At 38.4% G+C, this 19,300-nt stretch carries 15 protein-coding genes; 12 read left to right on the top strand and 3 right to left on the bottom strand.

Annotated features, from left to right (window positions below):
* Positions 1–2: 2 nt before the first annotated feature.
* From M2919_RS05135 to M2919_RS05120, 4 genes are all read left to right on the top strand, one after another.
* Positions 3–635, top strand: a complete 633-nt coding sequence (locus tag M2919_RS05135; RefSeq protein ID WP_248848290.1) for an ABC transporter permease — start codon at positions 3–5, stop codon at positions 633–635.
* A 2-nt stretch (positions 636–637) separates the two neighbouring features.
* A complete protein-coding gene (locus M2919_RS05130) occupies positions 638–1,582 on the top strand; it encodes an osmoprotectant ABC transporter substrate-binding protein (protein WP_126763219.1) in 945 nt (314 codons plus the stop codon).
* Positions 1,579–2,241: an ABC transporter permease gene (locus M2919_RS05125; protein WP_272158201.1), complete on the top strand. Its 663-nt coding sequence runs from the start codon at positions 1,579–1,581 to the stop codon at positions 2,239–2,241. The genes M2919_RS05130 and M2919_RS05125 overlap by 4 nt, the downstream gene beginning before the upstream one ends.
* Positions 2,242–2,367: 126 nt before the next feature.
* Positions 2,368–3,585: a pyridoxal phosphate-dependent aminotransferase gene (locus M2919_RS05120; RefSeq protein WP_023606637.1), complete on the top strand. Its 1,218-nt coding sequence runs from the start codon at positions 2,368–2,370 to the stop codon at positions 3,583–3,585.
* Positions 3,586–3,660: 75 nt separating this feature from the next.
* On the opposite strand, the gene M2919_RS05115 is transcribed toward M2919_RS05120, so the two are convergent.
* Positions 3,661–4,245 (bottom strand): CDP-alcohol phosphatidyltransferase family protein, encoded by a 585-nt coding sequence (locus M2919_RS05115; protein WP_126763223.1) that lies wholly within the window; start codon positions 4,243–4,245, stop codon positions 3,661–3,663.
* A gap of 156 nt (positions 4,246–4,401) precedes the next feature.
* Between M2919_RS05115 and M2919_RS05110 the strand changes: the two genes are divergently transcribed.
* From M2919_RS05110 to M2919_RS05090, 5 genes are all read left to right on the top strand, one after another.
* Positions 4,402–5,241, top strand: coding sequence for a helix-turn-helix domain-containing protein (locus M2919_RS05110; protein WP_248848289.1), 840 nt, complete (start codon positions 4,402–4,404; stop codon positions 5,239–5,241).
* 92 nt (positions 5,242–5,333) lie between these two features.
* The gene (nagA, locus tag M2919_RS05105) at positions 5,334–6,485 is read left to right on the top strand and encodes an N-acetylglucosamine-6-phosphate deacetylase (RefSeq protein WP_248848288.1); all 1,152 of its coding nucleotides are present in this window, start codon (positions 5,334–5,336) and stop codon (positions 6,483–6,485) included.
* On the top strand, positions 6,475–7,086 hold the full coding sequence (locus tag M2919_RS05100; protein ID WP_248848287.1) for a sugar O-acetyltransferase: 612 nt from the start codon (positions 6,475–6,477) through the stop codon (positions 7,084–7,086). The genes nagA and M2919_RS05100 overlap by 11 nt, the downstream gene beginning before the upstream one ends.
* Before the next feature lie 162 nt (positions 7,087–7,248).
* Positions 7,249–9,579: a cation-translocating P-type ATPase gene (locus tag M2919_RS05095; protein WP_248848286.1), complete on the top strand. Its 2,331-nt coding sequence runs from the start codon at positions 7,249–7,251 to the stop codon at positions 9,577–9,579.
* 81 nt (positions 9,580–9,660) lie between these two features.
* Positions 9,661–10,494, top strand: coding sequence for an HAD family hydrolase (locus M2919_RS05090; protein WP_248848285.1), 834 nt, complete (start codon positions 9,661–9,663; stop codon positions 10,492–10,494).
* Between the two features lie 46 nt (positions 10,495–10,540).
* On the opposite strand, the gene gnd is transcribed toward M2919_RS05090, so the two are convergent.
* Complete coding sequence (gnd, locus tag M2919_RS05085) at positions 10,541–11,440, bottom strand: phosphogluconate dehydrogenase (NAD(+)-dependent, decarboxylating) (protein WP_248849482.1); 900 nt, start codon at positions 11,438–11,440, stop codon at positions 10,541–10,543.
* A gap of 134 nt (positions 11,441–11,574) precedes the next feature.
* Between gnd and M2919_RS05080 the strand changes: the two genes are divergently transcribed.
* Together M2919_RS05080 and ppdK are read left to right on the top strand one after the other, a co-directional pair.
* A complete protein-coding gene (locus M2919_RS05080; protein WP_222317153.1) occupies positions 11,575–12,435 on the top strand; it encodes a MurR/RpiR family transcriptional regulator in 861 nt (286 codons plus the stop codon).
* 146 nt (positions 12,436–12,581) lie between these two features.
* Complete coding sequence (gene ppdK, locus M2919_RS05075; RefSeq protein ID WP_248848284.1) at positions 12,582–15,188, top strand: pyruvate, phosphate dikinase; 2,607 nt, start codon at positions 12,582–12,584, stop codon at positions 15,186–15,188.
* Positions 15,189–15,228: 40 nt separating this feature from the next.
* On the opposite strand, the gene M2919_RS05070 is transcribed toward ppdK, so the two are convergent.
* The gene (locus M2919_RS05070; protein ID WP_248848283.1) at positions 15,229–16,989 is read right to left on the bottom strand and encodes a glycerophosphodiester phosphodiesterase; all 1,761 of its coding nucleotides are present in this window, start codon (positions 16,987–16,989) and stop codon (positions 15,229–15,231) included.
* 218 nt (positions 16,990–17,207) lie between these two features.
* Between M2919_RS05070 and metG the strand changes: the two genes are divergently transcribed.
* Complete coding sequence (gene metG, locus M2919_RS05065; protein ID WP_248848282.1) at positions 17,208–19,214, top strand: methionine--tRNA ligase; 2,007 nt, start codon at positions 17,208–17,210, stop codon at positions 19,212–19,214.
* Positions 19,215–19,300 lie beyond the last annotated feature (86 nt).

Here is a 19,300-nt window from a genome sequence, read left to right as displayed (position 1 = left end):
TCATGGAACAATTTCTAATGACGCACGGCCAAGAACTTGTTATAAAAAGTTGGGAGCATATTTCTATTTCAGCTATTTCTCTTTTATTAGGTGTGGTTGTGGCAGTTCCTTTAGGTATAGCATTAACACGTACTGATAAATTGGCTAATTTTGTGATTGGTTTTGCCAGTCTTTTGCAAACTATTCCGTCATTAGCGCTACTGGCGTTGATGGTACCTATTTTTGGGGTTGGGAAGTTGCCAGCGATTATTGCGTTATTTATTTATTCGCTATTGCCGATTTTACGTAATACCTATATTGGGATGGAAAGTGTGAATCCTGATTTGAAAGATGCTGCTAAGGGGATGGGCATGACTAATTTACAATCCATTATTCATGTAGAAATTCCATCCGCTTTGCCAACGATTATGGCTGGGATAAAACTTTCTGCTGTTTATGTTATCGCATGGGCTACATTGGCGTCATACATTGGTGCTGGCGGATTGGGTGATATGATTTTTAGTGGATTAAATAACTACTTACCTGAGCTGATTATTGGGGGAACCATTCCAGTAACACTCATGGCTTTAATTACGGATTTCTTATTTTCTAAATTAGAAGAACGTCTGTCGCCAATTAAAGAAGGAGGCGAATAAAGATGTTAAAATCAACGAAAGTGAAATTGACGGTTCTTTTGAGTAGCCTGTTACTTGTTTTGAGTAGTTGTAGTTTGCCAGGCCTACCAAGTGGAACGAGTAAAAATACGTTATCTGTCGCAACACTCTCTACTTCTGAATCACAGATACTAGCAAATATCGTGAAAGGAATGGTTGAGTATCATTCAGACGATTTGAAAGTAAACTTAGTCAATAACTTAGGAACATCAACAGTTGCGCATCAAGCGATGCTACGTGATGATGTGAATATTTCAGCATCACGTTATACAGGAACAGATTTAAGTGGGGCGTTACAATTACCGCCAGAAAAAGATCCTGATAAGGCAATGGAAATTGTTCAGCGTGAATTTAAAGAGCGTTACAATCAAAAATGGTATCCTTCTTATGGCTTTGCTAATACATACGCTTTTATGGTTTCTAAAGAAACTGCTGAAAAATATCAATTGAAAACAATTAGTGATTTAAAAGACGTAGCAGACGATTTGACTGCAGGTGTTGATACGTCGTGGCTTGACCGTAAAGGTGATGGCTATAAGGGATTTGTTGATGAGTATGGATTTGACTTTGGGAAAGTCTACCCTATGCAAATAGGTCTAGTTTATGACGCAGTCAATGCGGGTAAAATGGATGTCGTTTTAGGATACTCCACAGATGGCCGGATTGCTAGTTATGATTTAGTCGTACTTGAAGACGATTTACAGTTTTTCCCACCTTACGATGCATCGATTGTGGCTGGTTATGATTTGCTTGAAGAATATCCAGAGTTAGACGGTATATTGGGTGCTTTAAGTGATAAAATTGATACGAAAACAATGCAAGAATTGAATTATCAAGTCGATGATAATTTATTAGAACCTGAAACGGTAGCAAATAACTTTTTACGAGAACATAAATATTTTGGAGAAAAGGGGGCGTTTGTTAAATGAGTGATATGAATGTATGGGAACAGTTTTTCTATTACTTTACTCAAAATGGCAGTTATGTTTTAAGCCAATTTTGGCGCCACTTTTTAATTTCCTTATATGGCGTCTTTTTCGCGGCGATTGTAGGTATTCCATTGGGTATTTTTATCGCACGTCGTCGAAAAATGGCGAAATGGGTACTCGGTGTGGCGAACGTGATTCAAACGGTTCCGTCATTAGCGATGCTATCGATTTTAATGTTAGGCTTAGGATTGGGAGTTAATACGGTTATTGTCACCGTCTTCCTCTATTCCTTATTACCGATTGTCGCAAATACTTATACTGGCATGATTCAAGTGGACCCGACTATTTTAGACGTCGGAAAAGGAATGGGGATGACCCGTTTTCAACTGCTTATGCAAGTAGAGTTTCCTCTTTCTTTTGCTGTTATCATGGCAGGTATTCGTAACGCGCTGGTCGTTGCGATTGGAATTACAGCGATTGGCTCGTTTGTTGGAGCCGGTGGTTTGGGAGATATTATTACAAGAGGAACAAATGCCACAAACGGGACGTCTCTTATTTTAGTAGGTGCCTTGCCGACTGCGTTAATGGCGGTCGTTGTGGACTGGGGATTGAGTTTAGTTGAAAAACGATTAGACCCAGCTTCTAAGGTAGAAAAATAAAGTTTAATTAAAATAGTGCACAAGTTGGGACTTGTGTACTATTTTTTTATTGCTTTTTGATGAGAAAAAGAGTATTTTTTAATTAATTATGAAGCAAAAGTTAAAATGCCTGAGGAGGCTGCCAGTATGAGAGAATTTCAGAAGTCAGTTAAACTAGAAAACGTAAGTTATGATGTTCGGGGGCCGGTATTAGAAGAAGCCGAGCGCATGATGGAAGAAGGCGTCAAAATATTAAAATTAAATACAGGGAATCCAGCAGCGTTTGATTTTCATGCACCGGATGAAATCATTCGTGATTTGATTTTGAATGCGCGTCATTCAGAAGGTTATTCAGAATCAAAGGGGATTTTTTCGGCACGTAAAGCGATTGAGCAAGATTGTCAGCTAAAAGGTTTCCCGAATGTAACGATTAATGATATCTACACGGGAAATGGTGTTAGTGAACTGATTACTATGAGTATGCAAGGCTTGCTTGATAAAGGTGATGAGGTGCTAGTGCCTATGCCGGACTATCCATTGTGGACGGCGTCTGTTTCATTGGCAGGAGGAACGCCCGTCCATTATATATGTGATGAGGAAGCGGAATGGTTTCCTGATATTGAAGATATGCGTAGTAAGATTACGCCAAATACGAAAGGGATTGTCATTATTAATCCGAATAATCCAACAGGCGCTCTTTATTCGAAAGACTTATTAGAAGATGTGGTCGAGTTAGCACGTGAACATGGTTTGCTTTTGTTTTCAGATGAAATTTACGATCGTTTAGTAATGGACGGTCACACGCATATTCCTTTAGCAACGTTAGCGCCTGACTTGTGCGTGGTAACCTTTAACGGTTTATCGAAATCGCATCGTATTGCTGGATTTAGAGCTGGTTGGATGGTTTTGAGCGGTGATAAATCGCATGTGAAAGGCTATATTGAAGGGTTAAATATGTTGGCGTCAATGCGCTTGTGTTCTAATGTTTTATCGCAACAAGTGATTCAGACAGCTCTAGGTGGTCATCAAAGTGTAGATAAGTTATTATTGCCGGGAGGACGTATCTATGAGCAGCGTGAGTATATTACTAATGCGATTAATAGTATCCCCGGTTTAAGTGCGGTCAAACCAAAAGCGGCATTTTATCTATTCCCGAAGATTGATACGAAACGATTTAATATCACAAATGATGAGCAATTTGTCTTAGATTTTCTGCATGAGCATCGCATTTTACTTGTTCATGGTGGTGGTTTTAATTGGCACCAACCCGATCATTTTAGAATTGTGTACTTACCTCAGTTAGAAGAATTAAAACGAACGGCTGAAAGTTTAGAGGCCTTTTTAAGTCATTATAAGCAAAAATAAAAAGAGACAGACGGAACAATGTTTTCCTAATGGTGCAACACTACTAGGAGAGCATGGCTCTGTTCTGACTCTTTTTTATTTCGTTTCTTCTTTGCGATACATTAAAATATATTCTCTTGCATAAAGTAGCCAAGATAAACAAAGGAAAAACAGCATAATGGCGACGACAACTTTGATAATCTGTGTCGAATTGTGTGGCCAAATAAGTAACCCAAACATCCCAATGTAAAGACTGGCTGTTGCTATTTTACCGAACCATTTAGCGCCGTTTAATACCAGTCCTTTATTAATGAAGATGATACCTGTTATCAACATAAAACATTCTTTACCCACTAAGACAAGAGCCACTAAAAGCATCTCAGGATAAAATTTAATCAAGCTGAAAGCAAGCGCAAGCTGTGTTAATTTGTCAGCAACAGGATCTAAAACTTTGCCTAAGTTAGTAATTTGATTATAATTTCGTGCGACATATCCGTCTAAAAAATCGGTCAATCCTGAAGCAACAATAATAGCCGCTGCTAAATAAAAATCTGTGCGTTTTTCAGCATTTAAAATCACGATGAGATAAGGGAAGATTAGAAATAGACGAAATAGTGATAATAGGTTGGGAATACTGGTAATATCTTCCTTGATATTGAGATTTTTTAAATAATCTTTCATGGTATATCACCTCTTTTCATTCTCCTCTCTTAGTATAACTGATAGCTTAAAAAAATTCTTCTCTCATCCCAAAAGAATGATCAATTCTATCTTTGAATACTAATTTTCTTTACAAAACGTTCTTTAATGGTACAATAAACGAAAAGAGGTGGGAAGATGACAGGCATTGGTAGTTTTTTAAAAAGGATGAGAATCGAAAAAAATTATACGGTAGAGATGCTCTCTCAAGGTATTTGTTCGACAGATGAGCTTTTACGAATGGAGGCGAATCAAGAGCTTCCTACAACATACGTTTTAACACGACTGTGTGAGCGATTGAGTATCAGTCCACGTGACTTTTATATGAAAGAGCTGAGTATCAATGACAGTTTGACAAACTGGCTAGCACTTTTGACTTATTATTTTCGGCAAAATAAATATTCAGCCATAGCAGAGGTATTAATATATGTTCGAGAAACGTTTCAAGTCGAAACGCCAGAAGTGATGCAACAATTATTATTTTATGAGGCTCGTTGTGAACGTGAGTTAGCACACGATTTAAATAAAAGTGTGGAGATTTTCCAAAAAAGCTTAAATTTAACTTACTATAAAGGCAAGCAATGGTTAACGGAATGGGAAATTTTGCTTTTATCGGAAGTTGGGTTCGCTTATTTAGAGCAACATCAACCAGCTAAAGCATCCTATTTCTTGGAAAAAAGCGTAACGACTTTGCTCGGTCAACCGAGCTATCATTATCGTATGGAATGTGTGCGCGCTTTTTATTTTATGAGTCAGTATTTTATGTATGTGGATGATTTAGAACGTGCTTTACATTTAGTACATCAGGGAATAACGTGGAATCGCAAAAAGAAATCAGCCTACCTGTTTGCGGAGCTGCTTGAGATGAAAGCTATTATTTTATCGGAGATGAAAGACATTGATGCAGCTGCAGATTGGTTAGAGAAAGCTAATACATTAAAATGGTTGTATCGTTCGACAGAATGTTATGATTATTAGTCAAGAATGGTGTAGACCATTCTTGACTTTTTTTTTAGAAAAGAGTAGCGTTAGGGTAGGAGAAAAAACATTGAGAAAGAGGGATAGAAAAGATGACGAGCTATATTTATGCAGATAAATTCTTTTTGAAAAGTGGCGTAGTGGGACCGGGTTATTTAGAAGTAAAAGATGGAAAATTTGGAAAGATTTTAGATGAAGTGGCAGATGAGGCCCAAGTGACGAATTATCAAGGGAAATGGATTGCACCAGGATTGGTAGATACACATATTCATGGTTATGCCAATCACGATGTTATGGACAATGATGCAGAAGGATTGAAAGTAATGTCTGAAGCTTTACTTTCATGCGGTGTGACGTCATTTTTACCGACAACGCTAACATCTTCGCGTGAATTACTAACGAAAGTAGCTCGTACGATTGGGGAAACATATCAAGACGTCAAAGGGGCAAAAATTAAAGGAATTTATTTTGAAGGACCTTTTTTCACTGAAAAACATAAAGGTGCACAGAATCCTTCTTATTTCTTTGACCCAAGTTTAGAAGTTTTTAATGAATGGCAGGAAGCGTCTGGTGGGATTATTAAAAAGATAGCATTGGCACCAGAACGTGAAGGCGTATCCGAGTTTGTCAAAGAAGTGACATCACAAGGAGTTGTTGTAGCTTTAGGTCATAGTGATGCGACTTTAAAAGAAGCACAAGCCGCAGTTGAGGCAGGTGCAAGTGTCTTTGTTCATGCGTTTAATGGTATGCGTGGCTTACACCACCGTGAGCCGGGAATGGTAGGGGCTGCTATGAGCCTACACGACGTTTACTCAGAGTTAATTTGTGACGGACACCATGTACATCCAGACTCCGTCGATATTTTAGTACAGGCTCAGGGACATGAGCACATTGCGTTAATCACCGACTGTATGATGGCTGGTGGCATGCCTGATGGCGAATACATGTTAGGAGAGTTTCCTGTAACTGTTGGTAACGGTACTGCACGAATGGCGGAAGGAAATCTTGCCGGAAGTATTTTAAAATTAAAAGAAGGTCTGAAAAATGTTGTGGATTGGGGCATTGCCACACCTGAACAAGCGGTGATGATGGCCACATTAATTCCTGCAGTAAGCTGTAAAATCGACGATGAGTGTGGTGTGATTGCAGAAGGTCGTGACGCTGATTTTATCGTTTTAAATCCAGCGATGGAATTAGAAGCGACTTATCTAGACGGGGAATTACGTTATCAAGATGGTGAATAAAAACTCAATCGACAAACAAAAAATGCTAGCAAGTCGCGCTTATCAAGCGGGCACCTCACAATTGGCAGCAGAACGGTTAGCTTGTCGTCAAGTCTTGCATGAGTTCAATCAGATGTCGCCTACGGACATTCAAGATAAAGGAATGGAAAAGCTCGCAACATTATTTGGTGCTAGTGAGGACTTCTTTTTCGAACCCCCATTTCGTTGCGATTATGGATATAATATTCATCTTGGAAAAAATGTTTACGCCAACTTTAATTTAACTATTTTAGATTGTCAAAAAGTTGAGATTGGCGATGATGTCATGTTTGGCCCCAATGTTAGCTTATTTACGGCGAGTCATCCTTTAGATGCGACGCAACGTCATGAAGAAGGTTGGGAATATGCTGAGCCGATAAAAATTGGCAATCGTGTTTGGATAGGGGGTCAGACGGTCATCAATCCGAATGTGACGATTGGCGATGATACGGTAATTGGATCAGGAAGCGTCGTCACAAAAGATATTCCTGCAGGAGTCATTGCTGTGGGTAATCCTTGTAAAGTATTGCGTTCAATAACAGATGAGGATCGTCAAAACTTTAGTAAAAGATATCTCAATTGATAAATATAGAGCTGTTTAAAATTTTCGCTTCTCTTTTTAGTAGGGAAGTGAGATTTTGAACAGTTTTTTATTGTGATTTTGATAAGAAACGATTAAAACTAGCAAAAAGAAGCGTCAATAGCGTATAATAGTATTTTGAGAAATCGAAATAGGAGAAAAAGAATGAGTGAATTTAAGCAAAGTGGTTTAACGTCACAAGAAGTCATAGACAGAAAACAACAAGGTTTGGGAAATGACTTTCAAGAAGATGTATCAAAATCAACAACGGATATTGTCAAAGACAATGTTCTTACCTTATTTAACTTTTTAAACTTAGCAATTGGAATCTGTTTAGCTTTAGTAGGCGCGTATAGTAATATGGTGTTTCTTGCCATCATCGCCGTTAATATCGCGATAGGTATTTATCAGGAAATTCATGCGCGTAATATGGTGGCTAAACTGACCATTGTGTCAAAAGGGCAAACGACGGTCATTCGTGATAGCCATGAACATCGGATGGACGCTAGTGAGCTGGTTATGGATGATATCGTAAAATTACAAGCGGGAGAACAAATCCCCACCGACTTGACTTTGGTGTCAGGCAAAGTCGAAGTGAACGAAGCCCTGTTAACGGGTGAATCAGATTTAATCGAAAAAACATTGAATGATGAATTACTTTCAGGCAGTTTTGTTTCAAGTGGACAATGTTATGCACGTGTTATTCGTGTGGGACAAGATAACTACGCAACAAAGATAGCCACACAAGCAAAAGTCCATAAACCTATTCAATCAGAGTTAGTCAATGCCATTAAGAAAGTATCAAAATTTACGAGTTTTATTATTATTCCTCTAGGGATTATTCTTTTCTTAGAAGGTATGTTTATTCGTCAAAGTGATATCAAAACAGCGGTAGTATCATCGGCAGCCGCTTTACTTGGTATGTTACCTAAAGGGCTGGTGTTGTTAATCAGTATTTCCTTAGCGACAGCGGTAACGAAATTAGCGAAAAAACGTATTCTTGTCCAAGATATGTATGCTGTAGAAACGCTAGCGCATGTAGATACTTTGTGTTTAGATAAAACGGGGACGATTACCGAAGGAAAAATGACGGTGCAACAAGTCACCCCATTTTCAGAGACAAGCACGGCACAGTTAGAAACAATCATGGGGAATTATTTGGCTAATACAACAGATAACAATATTACCATGCAAGCCATTCGTCATTACTATCCTGAAAAACAGACATTCACTCATCAAGATACGCTCGCATTTTCTTCCGAGCGAAAATGGGGAGCGGTGAGCTTTAAAGAGGAGGGCACCTACTTTTTAGGTGCACCAGAACGACTACTAGGTACGCGTGAAGCAAATGAGATGCCACTCATTCAAAAGGCACAAGAGAACGGTCATCGTGTTTTAGTATTGGGTCATAGTGATGAAAGTTTGATATTAGAAAATATCACGGCTCTACCGTCTATTAACTGTTTAGCGGTAATTGAAATTGATGACCCGATTCGAAAAGATGCGAATAAAACCCTTGCATATCTACATGCTGAAGGGGTAGATTTGAAAGTGATTTCGGGGGATAATCCTGTTACTGTGTCTAATATCGCTCGTCGCGCAGAATTACCGCACTACGACCAATACATTGATTTATCTGCTACAACGACCGAAGCAGAAGTTCGTGAAGCAGCACATGAATACACAGTCTTTGGCCGTGTGACACCTCAACAAAAACAGATTTTAGTCCAAGAATTTAAAGCGGCTGGAAGAGTCGTAGCAATGACAGGAGACGGTGTCAATGATGTTTTAGCTTTACGTGAAGCTGATTGCAGTATCGCAATGGCAGAAGGAGACCCTGCAACGCGTCAAATTGCTAACTTAGTCTTACTAGATTCAGATTTTACGAGTCTACCAGAAGTTTTATTTGAAGGAAGACGTGTGGTTAATAATGTCACGAAAGTCGCGAGTATCTTCTTTATCAAAACAATCTATTCGTTTTTCTTGTCGATTCTTTGTGCGATTACGGCAGTGGCATTCCCTTTCGTGCCAATTCAAATTACGTTGCTTGACTTGGCGATTGAAGGGTATCCTTCTTTCTTCTTATCTTTTGAAGAAAATAAAAAACAAGTCAAAGGCAAGTTTTTACCGACAGTTATACGTCATGCCTTACCTAATGCTTTATTAGTCGTGATGAATGTTGTGATTGTTTATATGTTAGGCAAGAACCAAGGGTGGTCAGAACTTGAAACGACGACATTGATGTACTACTTATTAATGGGTGTGAGTGTGATTGCGGTTATTAAAGCATGTTTACCGTTTAATCCATTACGAGTGTTCTTGGCTGTTACGACGACGGTAGGAGTTTACACGGCTGCTTACCTGTTCCGCTCTATTTTATATATCGGAACATTGACGTCACATACATTCTGGCCATTTGTTGTATTGATAGTAGTAAGTTTAATATTACGTCTTATTTACGATAAGTACTTTTTAAAAGAAGTTTATTATCACTAACGGAATGCCTGGAGAATTTCTTCGGGCGTTTTGTTAGAAAAAATGTTCATATAATAATGCTATTATAGAAAGAGGGCTGTTATGAAAAAAATTATCTTTTTTGATGTAGACGGTACGCTATGCCAAATGGACGGTACTGTACCACAAAGTGCGAAAGAAGCGATTAAAGAAGCGCAAGCGCAAGGACATAAAATGTATTTATGTACAGGGCGTTCACGACCGGAGATAACGTCGGAATTATTAGCGATGAATTTTGACGGTATTATTGGTGCTGGTGGTGGATATATAGAAAAAAATGAAGAGGTACTGGTTCATAAAAAATTACCAGCTGATGCCGTAAAAGATATTATTGCCTACTTTGATGAACATCAGATAGGTTATTATTTAGAGTCTAATGACGGTTTATTTGCCAGTGATAATTGTCAAGAAGTGATAGAGCATCAAGTTTTAACCTATTACAAAGGAGACCGTGATGCATTAGCAGGAACGCAGTCGTTTTTAGCGTTGCTAGCAGAGGCGGCCGGTAAAGAGATGAACCTTCACAATGTTAATAAGATTTCTTTTATTAGTATCGACCATCCGTTTGACAAAGTAGCACAGCAATTTGGCGAGCGTTTCTTGTTGCATCATTCAACTGTTCCACAATTTGGTCCACAAAGTGGCGAGTTATCAATGAAGGGTGTTGATAAACAAACCGCGATTGAATATGTCTTAAATGCGTATCAATTGACTTCAGACGACGCCATTGCGTTTGGCGATGGTAATAATGATATTGCGATGTTTCAAGCTGTTGGCTATGCGATTGCAATGGAAAATGCCACAGACGAATTAAAAAAATATGCTGATGCAATTACTGCTCGTGCCGAAGACGATGGGATTGCTAAAAGTTTTGCTCAATTGGGATTGATGAGTTAATAAAAAGGCTGTGACGAACATGTATGTTCGTCACAGCCTTTTGAGTTTAATTGTTTTTTTCGATAGCATGTCCACCGAAACCATTGCGTAAAGCCGCAACGACTTTACCTGTAAAGGTATCATCATACATAGAGCGATAACGCATCATTAATGAAAGAGCAATGACGGGTGTAGGAATTTGGTAATCTAAGGCGGTTTCAACCGTCCATTTGCCTTCTCCAGAAGAATGCATTACGCCTTTAATTGCCTCTAATTTAGGATCTTCTACGAATGCTTCGTGAGCTAACTCCATTAACCATGAGCGGATAACAGAACCATGATTCCAAACGTTTGCCACTTCTGCTAAATCATAATCGAACGGCCCACCTTCTAATACTTCAAAGCCTTCTGCGATAGCTTGCATCATGCCGTATTCAACACCATTGTGTACCATTTTTAAAAAATGACCGCTACCAGCGGGACCTGTATACATGAACCCTTCATCGACTGCGAGAGCTTTAAAAAGAGGAGCGAGTTGTTCAAAAATCGTTTGTTCGCCGCCAATCATTAAACAAGCTCCTTGATTTGCGCCGCTTGTGCCACCGCTTGTACCGACATCTAAGAAATGAATGCCTTTTTCTGCAAAACGTGCCGCTCTTAATTGAGATTCTTTATAGTTAGAATTTCCGCCATCAATGACGATGTCATGTTCTGATAGTTCGTTTAATAATGTTTGACACGTTACTTCAGTGGGTTCACCTGCTGGGACCATCATCCAAACAATCTTTTGTTGTGGTAATGTCGCTAATAATGAAGTTAAAGAATCAGCTGTTTCGATACCTTGTGCCTGAATTGTTTGTCGACAGGTTTCATTCAGGTCAGTGCCGACAACACGAAACCCTTCTCGCTGCATATTTAACGCTAAATTTGCTCCCATTTTTCCTAAACCAATCATCCCTATTTCCACGTCGTTCACTCACTTTCGATTTTATAGTTTCATTATAGAACATAATTCTTTTTAAATCAAACTAAAAAAGAATTATGTTCTATTTATAAATCGCATAACATGGTATAATAATGTTAAAAAGAGAAGGTGAAAAAATGAATCGCGTATTAAAGTTAAAAATAGAAGCCGTTTACCGAGACTTAACTGCTAAAGATAAGAGAATTGCCGATTATATAGTGAAATATCCTGAACAAGTGATGACGTTGTCGATTAGAGAGTTGGCGCAAGTGCTGGAAGTAGCAGAATCGACGATTTTTCGTTTTGTACAACGATTAGGGTATGAAGGGTATAAACAGTTTAAATTGGAGCTAGCTCAAACACAGGGAAAACCACAACTTACTACCAATTTGTATGAAGAAATCTCTGCTAACGACTCCCCAGTTATTATTGCGCAAAAGGTATTTGAAGCTAATACGCAAGCGTTGATTGATACACAGCATTTATTAGCAGACGACGCATTTGAAGAAGCGGTACGACTTTTAAGTGAGGCAAAATCAATCTTCTTTTTTGGAGTGGGTGGATCTAACGCTATCGCAATGGATGCGTATCATAAATTTTTACGTTCGCCACTTTCTGTTTCATATGCGATTGATAGTCATATTCAACGTATGGAAGCCTCACGTTTAGATGAGACCGATGTAGCGCTGATTATTTCTCATTCTGGACAGAGCCATGAAGTGTTAGAAATGGCCAAGCAAGTGAAACGCAATCAAGCACGGCTAATTGCTTTGACGAGTTTTGCTTTGTCGCCTTTAGCAGAGCTCGCCGATGTCGTGTTAATTTCACGAGCTAACGAAGTGAAGTATCGACCTGAAGCATTAGCTTCACGTCTTTCACAGCTCAGTATTATCGATGCCTTGTTTGTGAATGTGATGTATGCCGACGAAGAGGCCTCACAGTCCTACTTAACTAAAATGCGAGAAGTAATTGAAACGACTAAAGAAATAACAGACTAAAGTATTCGCCAATGCGAATGCTTTTTTATTTTGAAAATTATCATTACTGAATATTATTCAATAAAAGGTCTTGATTTTTAATGTGACGTACTATATAGTTTGTGTTAGGTAAATAATACGTCTTATTAAAAACAGGAGGATGCAGTATGAAATATGTTTACCCCTTTTCTGAAGGTAGTAAAGAAATGAAAGCCTTGCTTGGTGGTAAAGGTGCTAACTTATCTGAAATGACACGTGAAGGCTTGCCAATACCTGAAGGATTTGTGATTACTACCGAAGCATGTATGAATTATTTAAATAAAAAGATGGATTTAAAAAATGATTTGATGAATGATGTTTTAGAACAAATTTCGCAATTAGAGCAGCTAACAGGGAAAAAATTAAACGGTCAGCGCAATCCGTTGCTGTTATCCGTTAGAAGTGGCGCACAGTATTCAATGCCAGGTATGATGGACACAATTTTAAACTTAGGTTTAAATGATGTCACTGTGGAAGGATTGGCTACTGAAACACAGGATGAACGGTTTGCTTATGATTGCTACCGTCGTTTTATTCAAATGTATGGCAATGTTGTCATGGGCATAGATATTAATCGCTTTGAACAATATTTTGAACATATGAAAGAAACATGTGAGATTACGGAAGATCATCAACTAACAGCGACAGATTTGAAACAAATTGTCAAAGTCTATCAAGAGATTTATCAAGAAGTGACTCAGACGATATTTCCACAAGATCCATTAGAGCAATTGACTCTAGCAATAGAAGCCGTTTTTAATTCTTGGCATAACCATCGTGCCTATATATACCGCAACCGTCACGGCATACCTCACGATTTAGGTACCGGTGTGACAGTACAACTAATGGTTTTTGGTAATAAAGGCGAAACGAGTGGAACGGGTGTCCTATTTACACGTCATCCGAGTGAAGGAACTGATGAAATATTTGGTGAGTACTTAGTTAATGCGCAAGGAGAAGATGTTGTAGCCGGTATTCGTACGCCACAGCCTATTGAACAAATGGCAGCTCAGTGGCCAGATGTCTATCAAGAACTCGCTCAGCATGTCAAACATTTAGAGCGTCATTATCGAGATATGCAAGATGTGGAATTTACCGTAGAAGAAGGTAAACTATATATTTTACAAACACGTAATGGTAAACGAACGGCACGCGCGGCTTTCCAGATTGCACATGATTTGGTAGAAGAAAATCTCTTGACACCGCGTGAGGCGCTTGCTCGTTTAACGCCTAATATGGCAGATGAATTGTTGCATCCTGTTTTTGTTGAAAATAGCGAAACACAAAGTAAGTGGCTAGCGAAAGGCTTGCCAGCCAGTCCCGGAGCAGCTACAGGTAGAATCGTTTTTAATACAGTAGCAGCTAAAGAGTGGACGGAGCGTGGCGAGTCGGTGATATTAGTTCGTCAAGAAACGTCACCTGAAGATGTTGAAGGGATGTTATTAAGTCAAGGAATTTTAACAAGTCGTGGTGGAATGACTTCGCATGCTGCTGTGGTTGCTCGTGGTTTAGGGACTTGCTGTATCGTAGGATGTCAGGAAGTAATCGTAAATGAAACGACTAAAACAATGACCACCGCTTCCGCTGTTTTTAGAGAAGGCGATGAGATTTCGATTGATGGAAATACGGGTAATGTCTATCAAGGCGCAGTTGAAACAGAAAGTGCTGAGGAAATGCCAGTCTTTGAAACGATACTCGGTTGGGCAGATGAGATTGCGACAATGAAAGTGAAAGCAAATGCTGAAACACCTAAAGAAATGGCATTGGCTTTAAAATTTGGGGCGCAAGGTTTTGGTTTAGTCCGAACGGAGCATATGTTCTTCAGTGAAGATAATTTAAAATGGATGCGTCATATGATTTTGGCTGAAAATGTGGCAGAACGCACAGAAGCATTAAAAGTATTAGGAAAAAACCAAGTTCATGATTTTAAACAGTTATTAGATTCTGCACAAGGAGCGCCATTTGTTATTCGGTTACTAGATCCTCCACTGCATGAATTTTTACCTCATACGGAACAAGAAATTCAGCAAGTTGCACAACAACTTGGAAAAGCGCCAGACAATTTAGCGCAAAAATTAAATGACTTAAAAGAAGTCAATCCTATGTTAGGCCATCGAGGCTGTCGTCTAGCTATTACCTATCCTGAAATTTATGAGATGCAGTTGGAGGCGATTTTAACAAGCTTATCAGAAACGACACAAGCATTACGACCATCCGTTTTAGAAGTGATGATACCATTAGTTGGGTCGCACGCGGAGTTGGCACTTATTCGTCAACGATTAGAAGCTTATCAAGCTAACTGGGAAGCGAAACATCAAGAGCGTCATACGATACGCTATGGTACGATGATTGAAATCCCTCGAGCTTGTGTTACCGCGGATAAATTAGCAGAAAGTAGCGACTTCTTTAGTTTTGGAACTAACGACTTAACACAAATGACTTATGGCTTTTCACGAGATGATGTGTATAAATTTATTGGAGAGTATGTTGAACAAGGCTTGCTACCTCATGACCCATTTCAACATGTGGATACAGAAGGAGTCGGTGAACTCATGCGTATGGCAGTTGAGAAAGGACGTCAGACGAATCCTGACTTACCAATCGGCATTTGTGGAGAAGTAGGAGGAGACCCACAGTCTATTGAGTTTTACCAAACACTCGGATTAAACTATGTTTCTTGTTCTCCATATCGTGTGCCTTCTGCTCGATTGGCCGTCGCTCAGGCAACTATGTAAAGTAAAAAGAAGCGTGTGCTTTAGACACACGCTTCTTTTTTTATTTAAGGAGATAGAGGATTCTTTGAACAATGCTTTTTGTTTCTTCTTCACTTTCTCTAAAAGTGACAGCTCGATCAGGATGATTGGTAATAATTCCGTCCACGTCCCATCGTAAATATTTTTGAATCAAGTCATCTTTGTTAACTGTCCAAACAAAGAGAGGCTGTTTCTTAGCTTCTGCTTGTTGAATTAATTTTTTAGTGACTGAAAATTCTTCAAGCACGATAAAATCATGCGACGTATCAGGTAAGTTGCCTATATTTAGTGGCAGTACATAGCCTGTTTGAATATCGTCATTGATTTTTTTTAATTGATTCAGCATAGGAAGGTCGAGCGATTGGACGAGAAAGCTTTCCGTCACTTCGTAACGTGTTAATAACTCGTTTAAATGAGTGAGATACTGTTCTGATTCAAAGCCATGTGGTTTTATTTCAATTAGAAGCTTAATGTCTTCTTTAATTGCAACTTGAATAAATTCTTCTAATGTTGGGATGCGACTCGTCATGTTGTTTTGAGAAAGCTGTAATGCTCTTATTTCGTCTAAAGTCATATCGTAAACCATCCGATTGTGACCAGTTAGTCTTTTTAAATTAGTATCGTGCATGACGACGATTTCTCCGTCTTTGGTTTCTTGAATATCCAGTTCAGCGTAATCAGCTCCGCTTTTTGCTGCGCCAATAAGGGCTTCTATTGAGTTTTCCACTCCTTTTTCCATGAAGCCGCGATGTGCCACGATAGCTGTTTTAGGCTGATAAACAAGATGTTTCAATGTCAATGTATTGTTAACACTAAATGTGATAAACAATAGCAGCGTGAATAATAATTTCCACTGATTTTTTTTAAAGAACCTGTTAAATCTAGGCTGAATCATTGTAGGTGACTTAGTAATAGGGTGATACGTTTTAACAATCATAATGCTAATGAAGACTTGAAACAGACCGACAGCGAAAAAGAGTAGCAGTTGAATTAAGGTTAAACTAAATCCTGCTAGAAACGGAGCTAATGAGGGCTGTAAAATCTCGGTCATTAAGACGGGTGATAATAGTACACCAACAATGACAATTACTAAAAGAGTATAGATAAAAGTAGTAAATGAAAAAAGTAAAAACTGTTTTAAAAAGCGATGTTGTGTTTTGTGCCAACTTTTTTGAAAAGCTTGTTTAAGGGTTAGAGTCTCTCGTGTAATAAATAGATATAAAACATAGATTAAACGGAAACCAAGATAGGTTAAGAGTAACATGAGAGTCAGATATAATATGCTACCTTTTGTCGTCATTAATAATTCATCCACAATAAAATCTGGTAATTTAAGATTTTTGAGAAGGTCTGGTTGGATACCTACCGAGACTAATGGAGTGATGATGAAAAAATACAAAATAAATAGTAACGTATACGGACTTAAGAGATAAGGCAGTTTCTTTTGAATACGTCGGTTAATCGTGAGATGAGTGGGTACTTCTTGACGCTCTTGATAGTCAATTAGTAGAAAATAATAGCTAGCTTCAAAAAAGATGGCGATAAAAAGAAAGATAATCAATAAAAATAGCAAAATGATAGTAGCTGGCTGTGTTAAAACGACTAGCAAGGTCTGGTCAGTAAGACTGTTTAGGTTAGCCTTTGACAATAACTGATATAAAATAAAACTTATCGTCGGTAGTGTTATAAAAAACTTCAAAAGCTGAAAGAAAAATAAGGGAGTCATGTACTCTTTTAAGTGTGTTTTGAAATGGTAGAATGTTTCAGTGATACGGTTAAACATAGGTTCAACTCCTTTAATCATGTTGATATTAGTGTAACTGAATAGGGAAATAATGCAAAGATTAACTCATCCAGATAGTATGCTTTAATGAGAGAATGTCTTTTTTTATGATAAACTCATTTAGAATAGGATTTTTTTAGTGAGTTCTCTAGAATTGTGATATACTTATAAGCAAACTGATAAATTTCAAGATTGAATTATTTGGAGGAGGAGCAGCAATGGCTGACAAAAAACCTTTTTATATTACAACTCCCATTTACTATCCAAGTGGGAAGTTACATATTGGCAGTTCATATACCACGTTAGCGTGTGATGCTATGGCACGTTACAAGCGACTGTCAGGTTACGATGTTTTTTATTTAACAGGATTAGATGAGCATGGACAAAAAATTGAACAAAAAGCAAGTGAACTAGGTGTGACACCGCAAGAGTATGTTGACGGTATGGCGGTTTCCGTGCAAAAGCTATGGAAAGACTTAGAAATTAGTAACGATAAGTTTATTCGAACGACAGACCCACAACACGTAAAAGTCGTGCAAAATGTCTTCGAACGATTATTGGCTCAAGGAGATATCTACTTAGGTGAATATGTGGGTTGGTATTCGGTTTCGGATGAAGAATACTTTACTGAAACACAGCTATCCGAAGTCTATCGCGATGATGAGGGTAATGTGATAGGTGGTAAAGCTCATAGTGGACATGAAGTTGAACGAGTGAGTGAAGAGTGTTATTTCTTTAAAATGAGTAAATATGCTGAACGATTAGTCGAGCATTATGAAACACATCCTGATTTTATCCAGCCAGCTTCTCGTAAAAATGAGATGTTGAATAACTTTATTAAACCAGGATTGGAAGATTTAGCTTTAACTCGGACATCTTTTACATGGGGAATTGAAGTGCCAAGCAATCCTAAACATGTCGTTTATGTATGGATTGATGCTTTGATTAACTATATTTCGGCATTAGGTTACGGTACTAATGAAGATGGCGATTTCCAAAAATATTGGCCGGCAAATGTGCATATGATTGGAAAAGAAATCGTTCGTTTCCATACTATTTATTGGCCGATTATCTTAATGGCGCTAGATTTGCCATTACCTGAAACGATTTACGCTCATGGATGGATTGTGATGAAAGACGGTAAAATGTCTAAATCTAAAGGGAACGTTGTCTATCCAGAAATGTTAATGGAGCGCTATGGATTAGATGCGTTACGCTATTACTTGTTACGCTCAGTATCATTTGGTAGTGACAGCGTCTTTACACCAGAAGATTTTGTTTCTCGTGTGAATTATGACTTAGCCAATGACTTGGGTAACTTACTTAATCGTACGGTTGCCATGATTAATAAATATTGTGACGGGGTTGTACCTAAATATGCGTCACTTGTAACAGAATTTGATAGTGAATTATCTACAACCGCAGCGAATACGATTGGAAACTATCATCAAGCGATGGAGAAAATGGACTTTAGTGCTGCGCTAAAAGAAATATGGGTGCTTGTTTCACGTGCTAATAAGTACATTGATGAAACTGAACCTTGGGTTTTAGCGAAGCTACCAGAAAAAGCAGCCGAACTAGACAGTGTCATGGTTCATTTAGCTGAAGCATTAAGAATCATTGCGATATTATTGCAACCATTTTTAACCCACGCACCTAAAAATATTTTCCAACAATTAGGACTTGAAGTGGAATCAATGGCGTTAAGTGATATCCGTTTTGGTGAGTTTCCAGAAGGGGTTAAAGTAATAGGGAAAGGCGAACCTTTATTCCCACGCTTAGACACAGAAGAAGAAGTCGCGTACATTCATGAAAAAATGAATGAAAAACCAACTTCTGATTCAGAAGTTGTGGTTTGGAATCCAGAAGAAACAACGTTAGTTTCTTCAAAAGAAAAAGCTGCTAAATTTGAAGACTTTGAAAAAGTTGAATTAAAAGTCGCAGAAGTGATTGATTGCCAAAAAGTAAAAGGAGCAGATAAGCTACTTCAATTCCGCATTGATGCAGGAGATGAAGGACATCGTCAAATCCTATCTGGTGTTGCGGAGTTCTATCCGAATCCAGAAAAACTTATTGGTAAAAAAGTCGTCATAGTGGCGAATTTAAAACCGCGTAAGATTAGAGGATTATTGAGTCAGGGAATGATTTTATCAGCAGAACATGAGGGAAAACTCCAGTTAATTGAAGCGCCGAAAGAAATGCCAAATGGTTCTGAAATCGCGTAACCCTGTTTTCTAGAAAGAATTTGAGTGGAATGTGATGGGAAAAGAGGCTATCCGATAAGATCAGCCTCTTTTCTGTGTTTGAGAGG

The organism is Vagococcus lutrae, from assembly GCF_023299185.1.
GTDB classification, from domain to species: domain Bacteria; phylum Bacillota; class Bacilli; order Lactobacillales; family Vagococcaceae; genus Vagococcus_A; species Vagococcus_A lutrae.
This window is presented reverse-complemented; position numbering and strand designations above follow the sequence as displayed.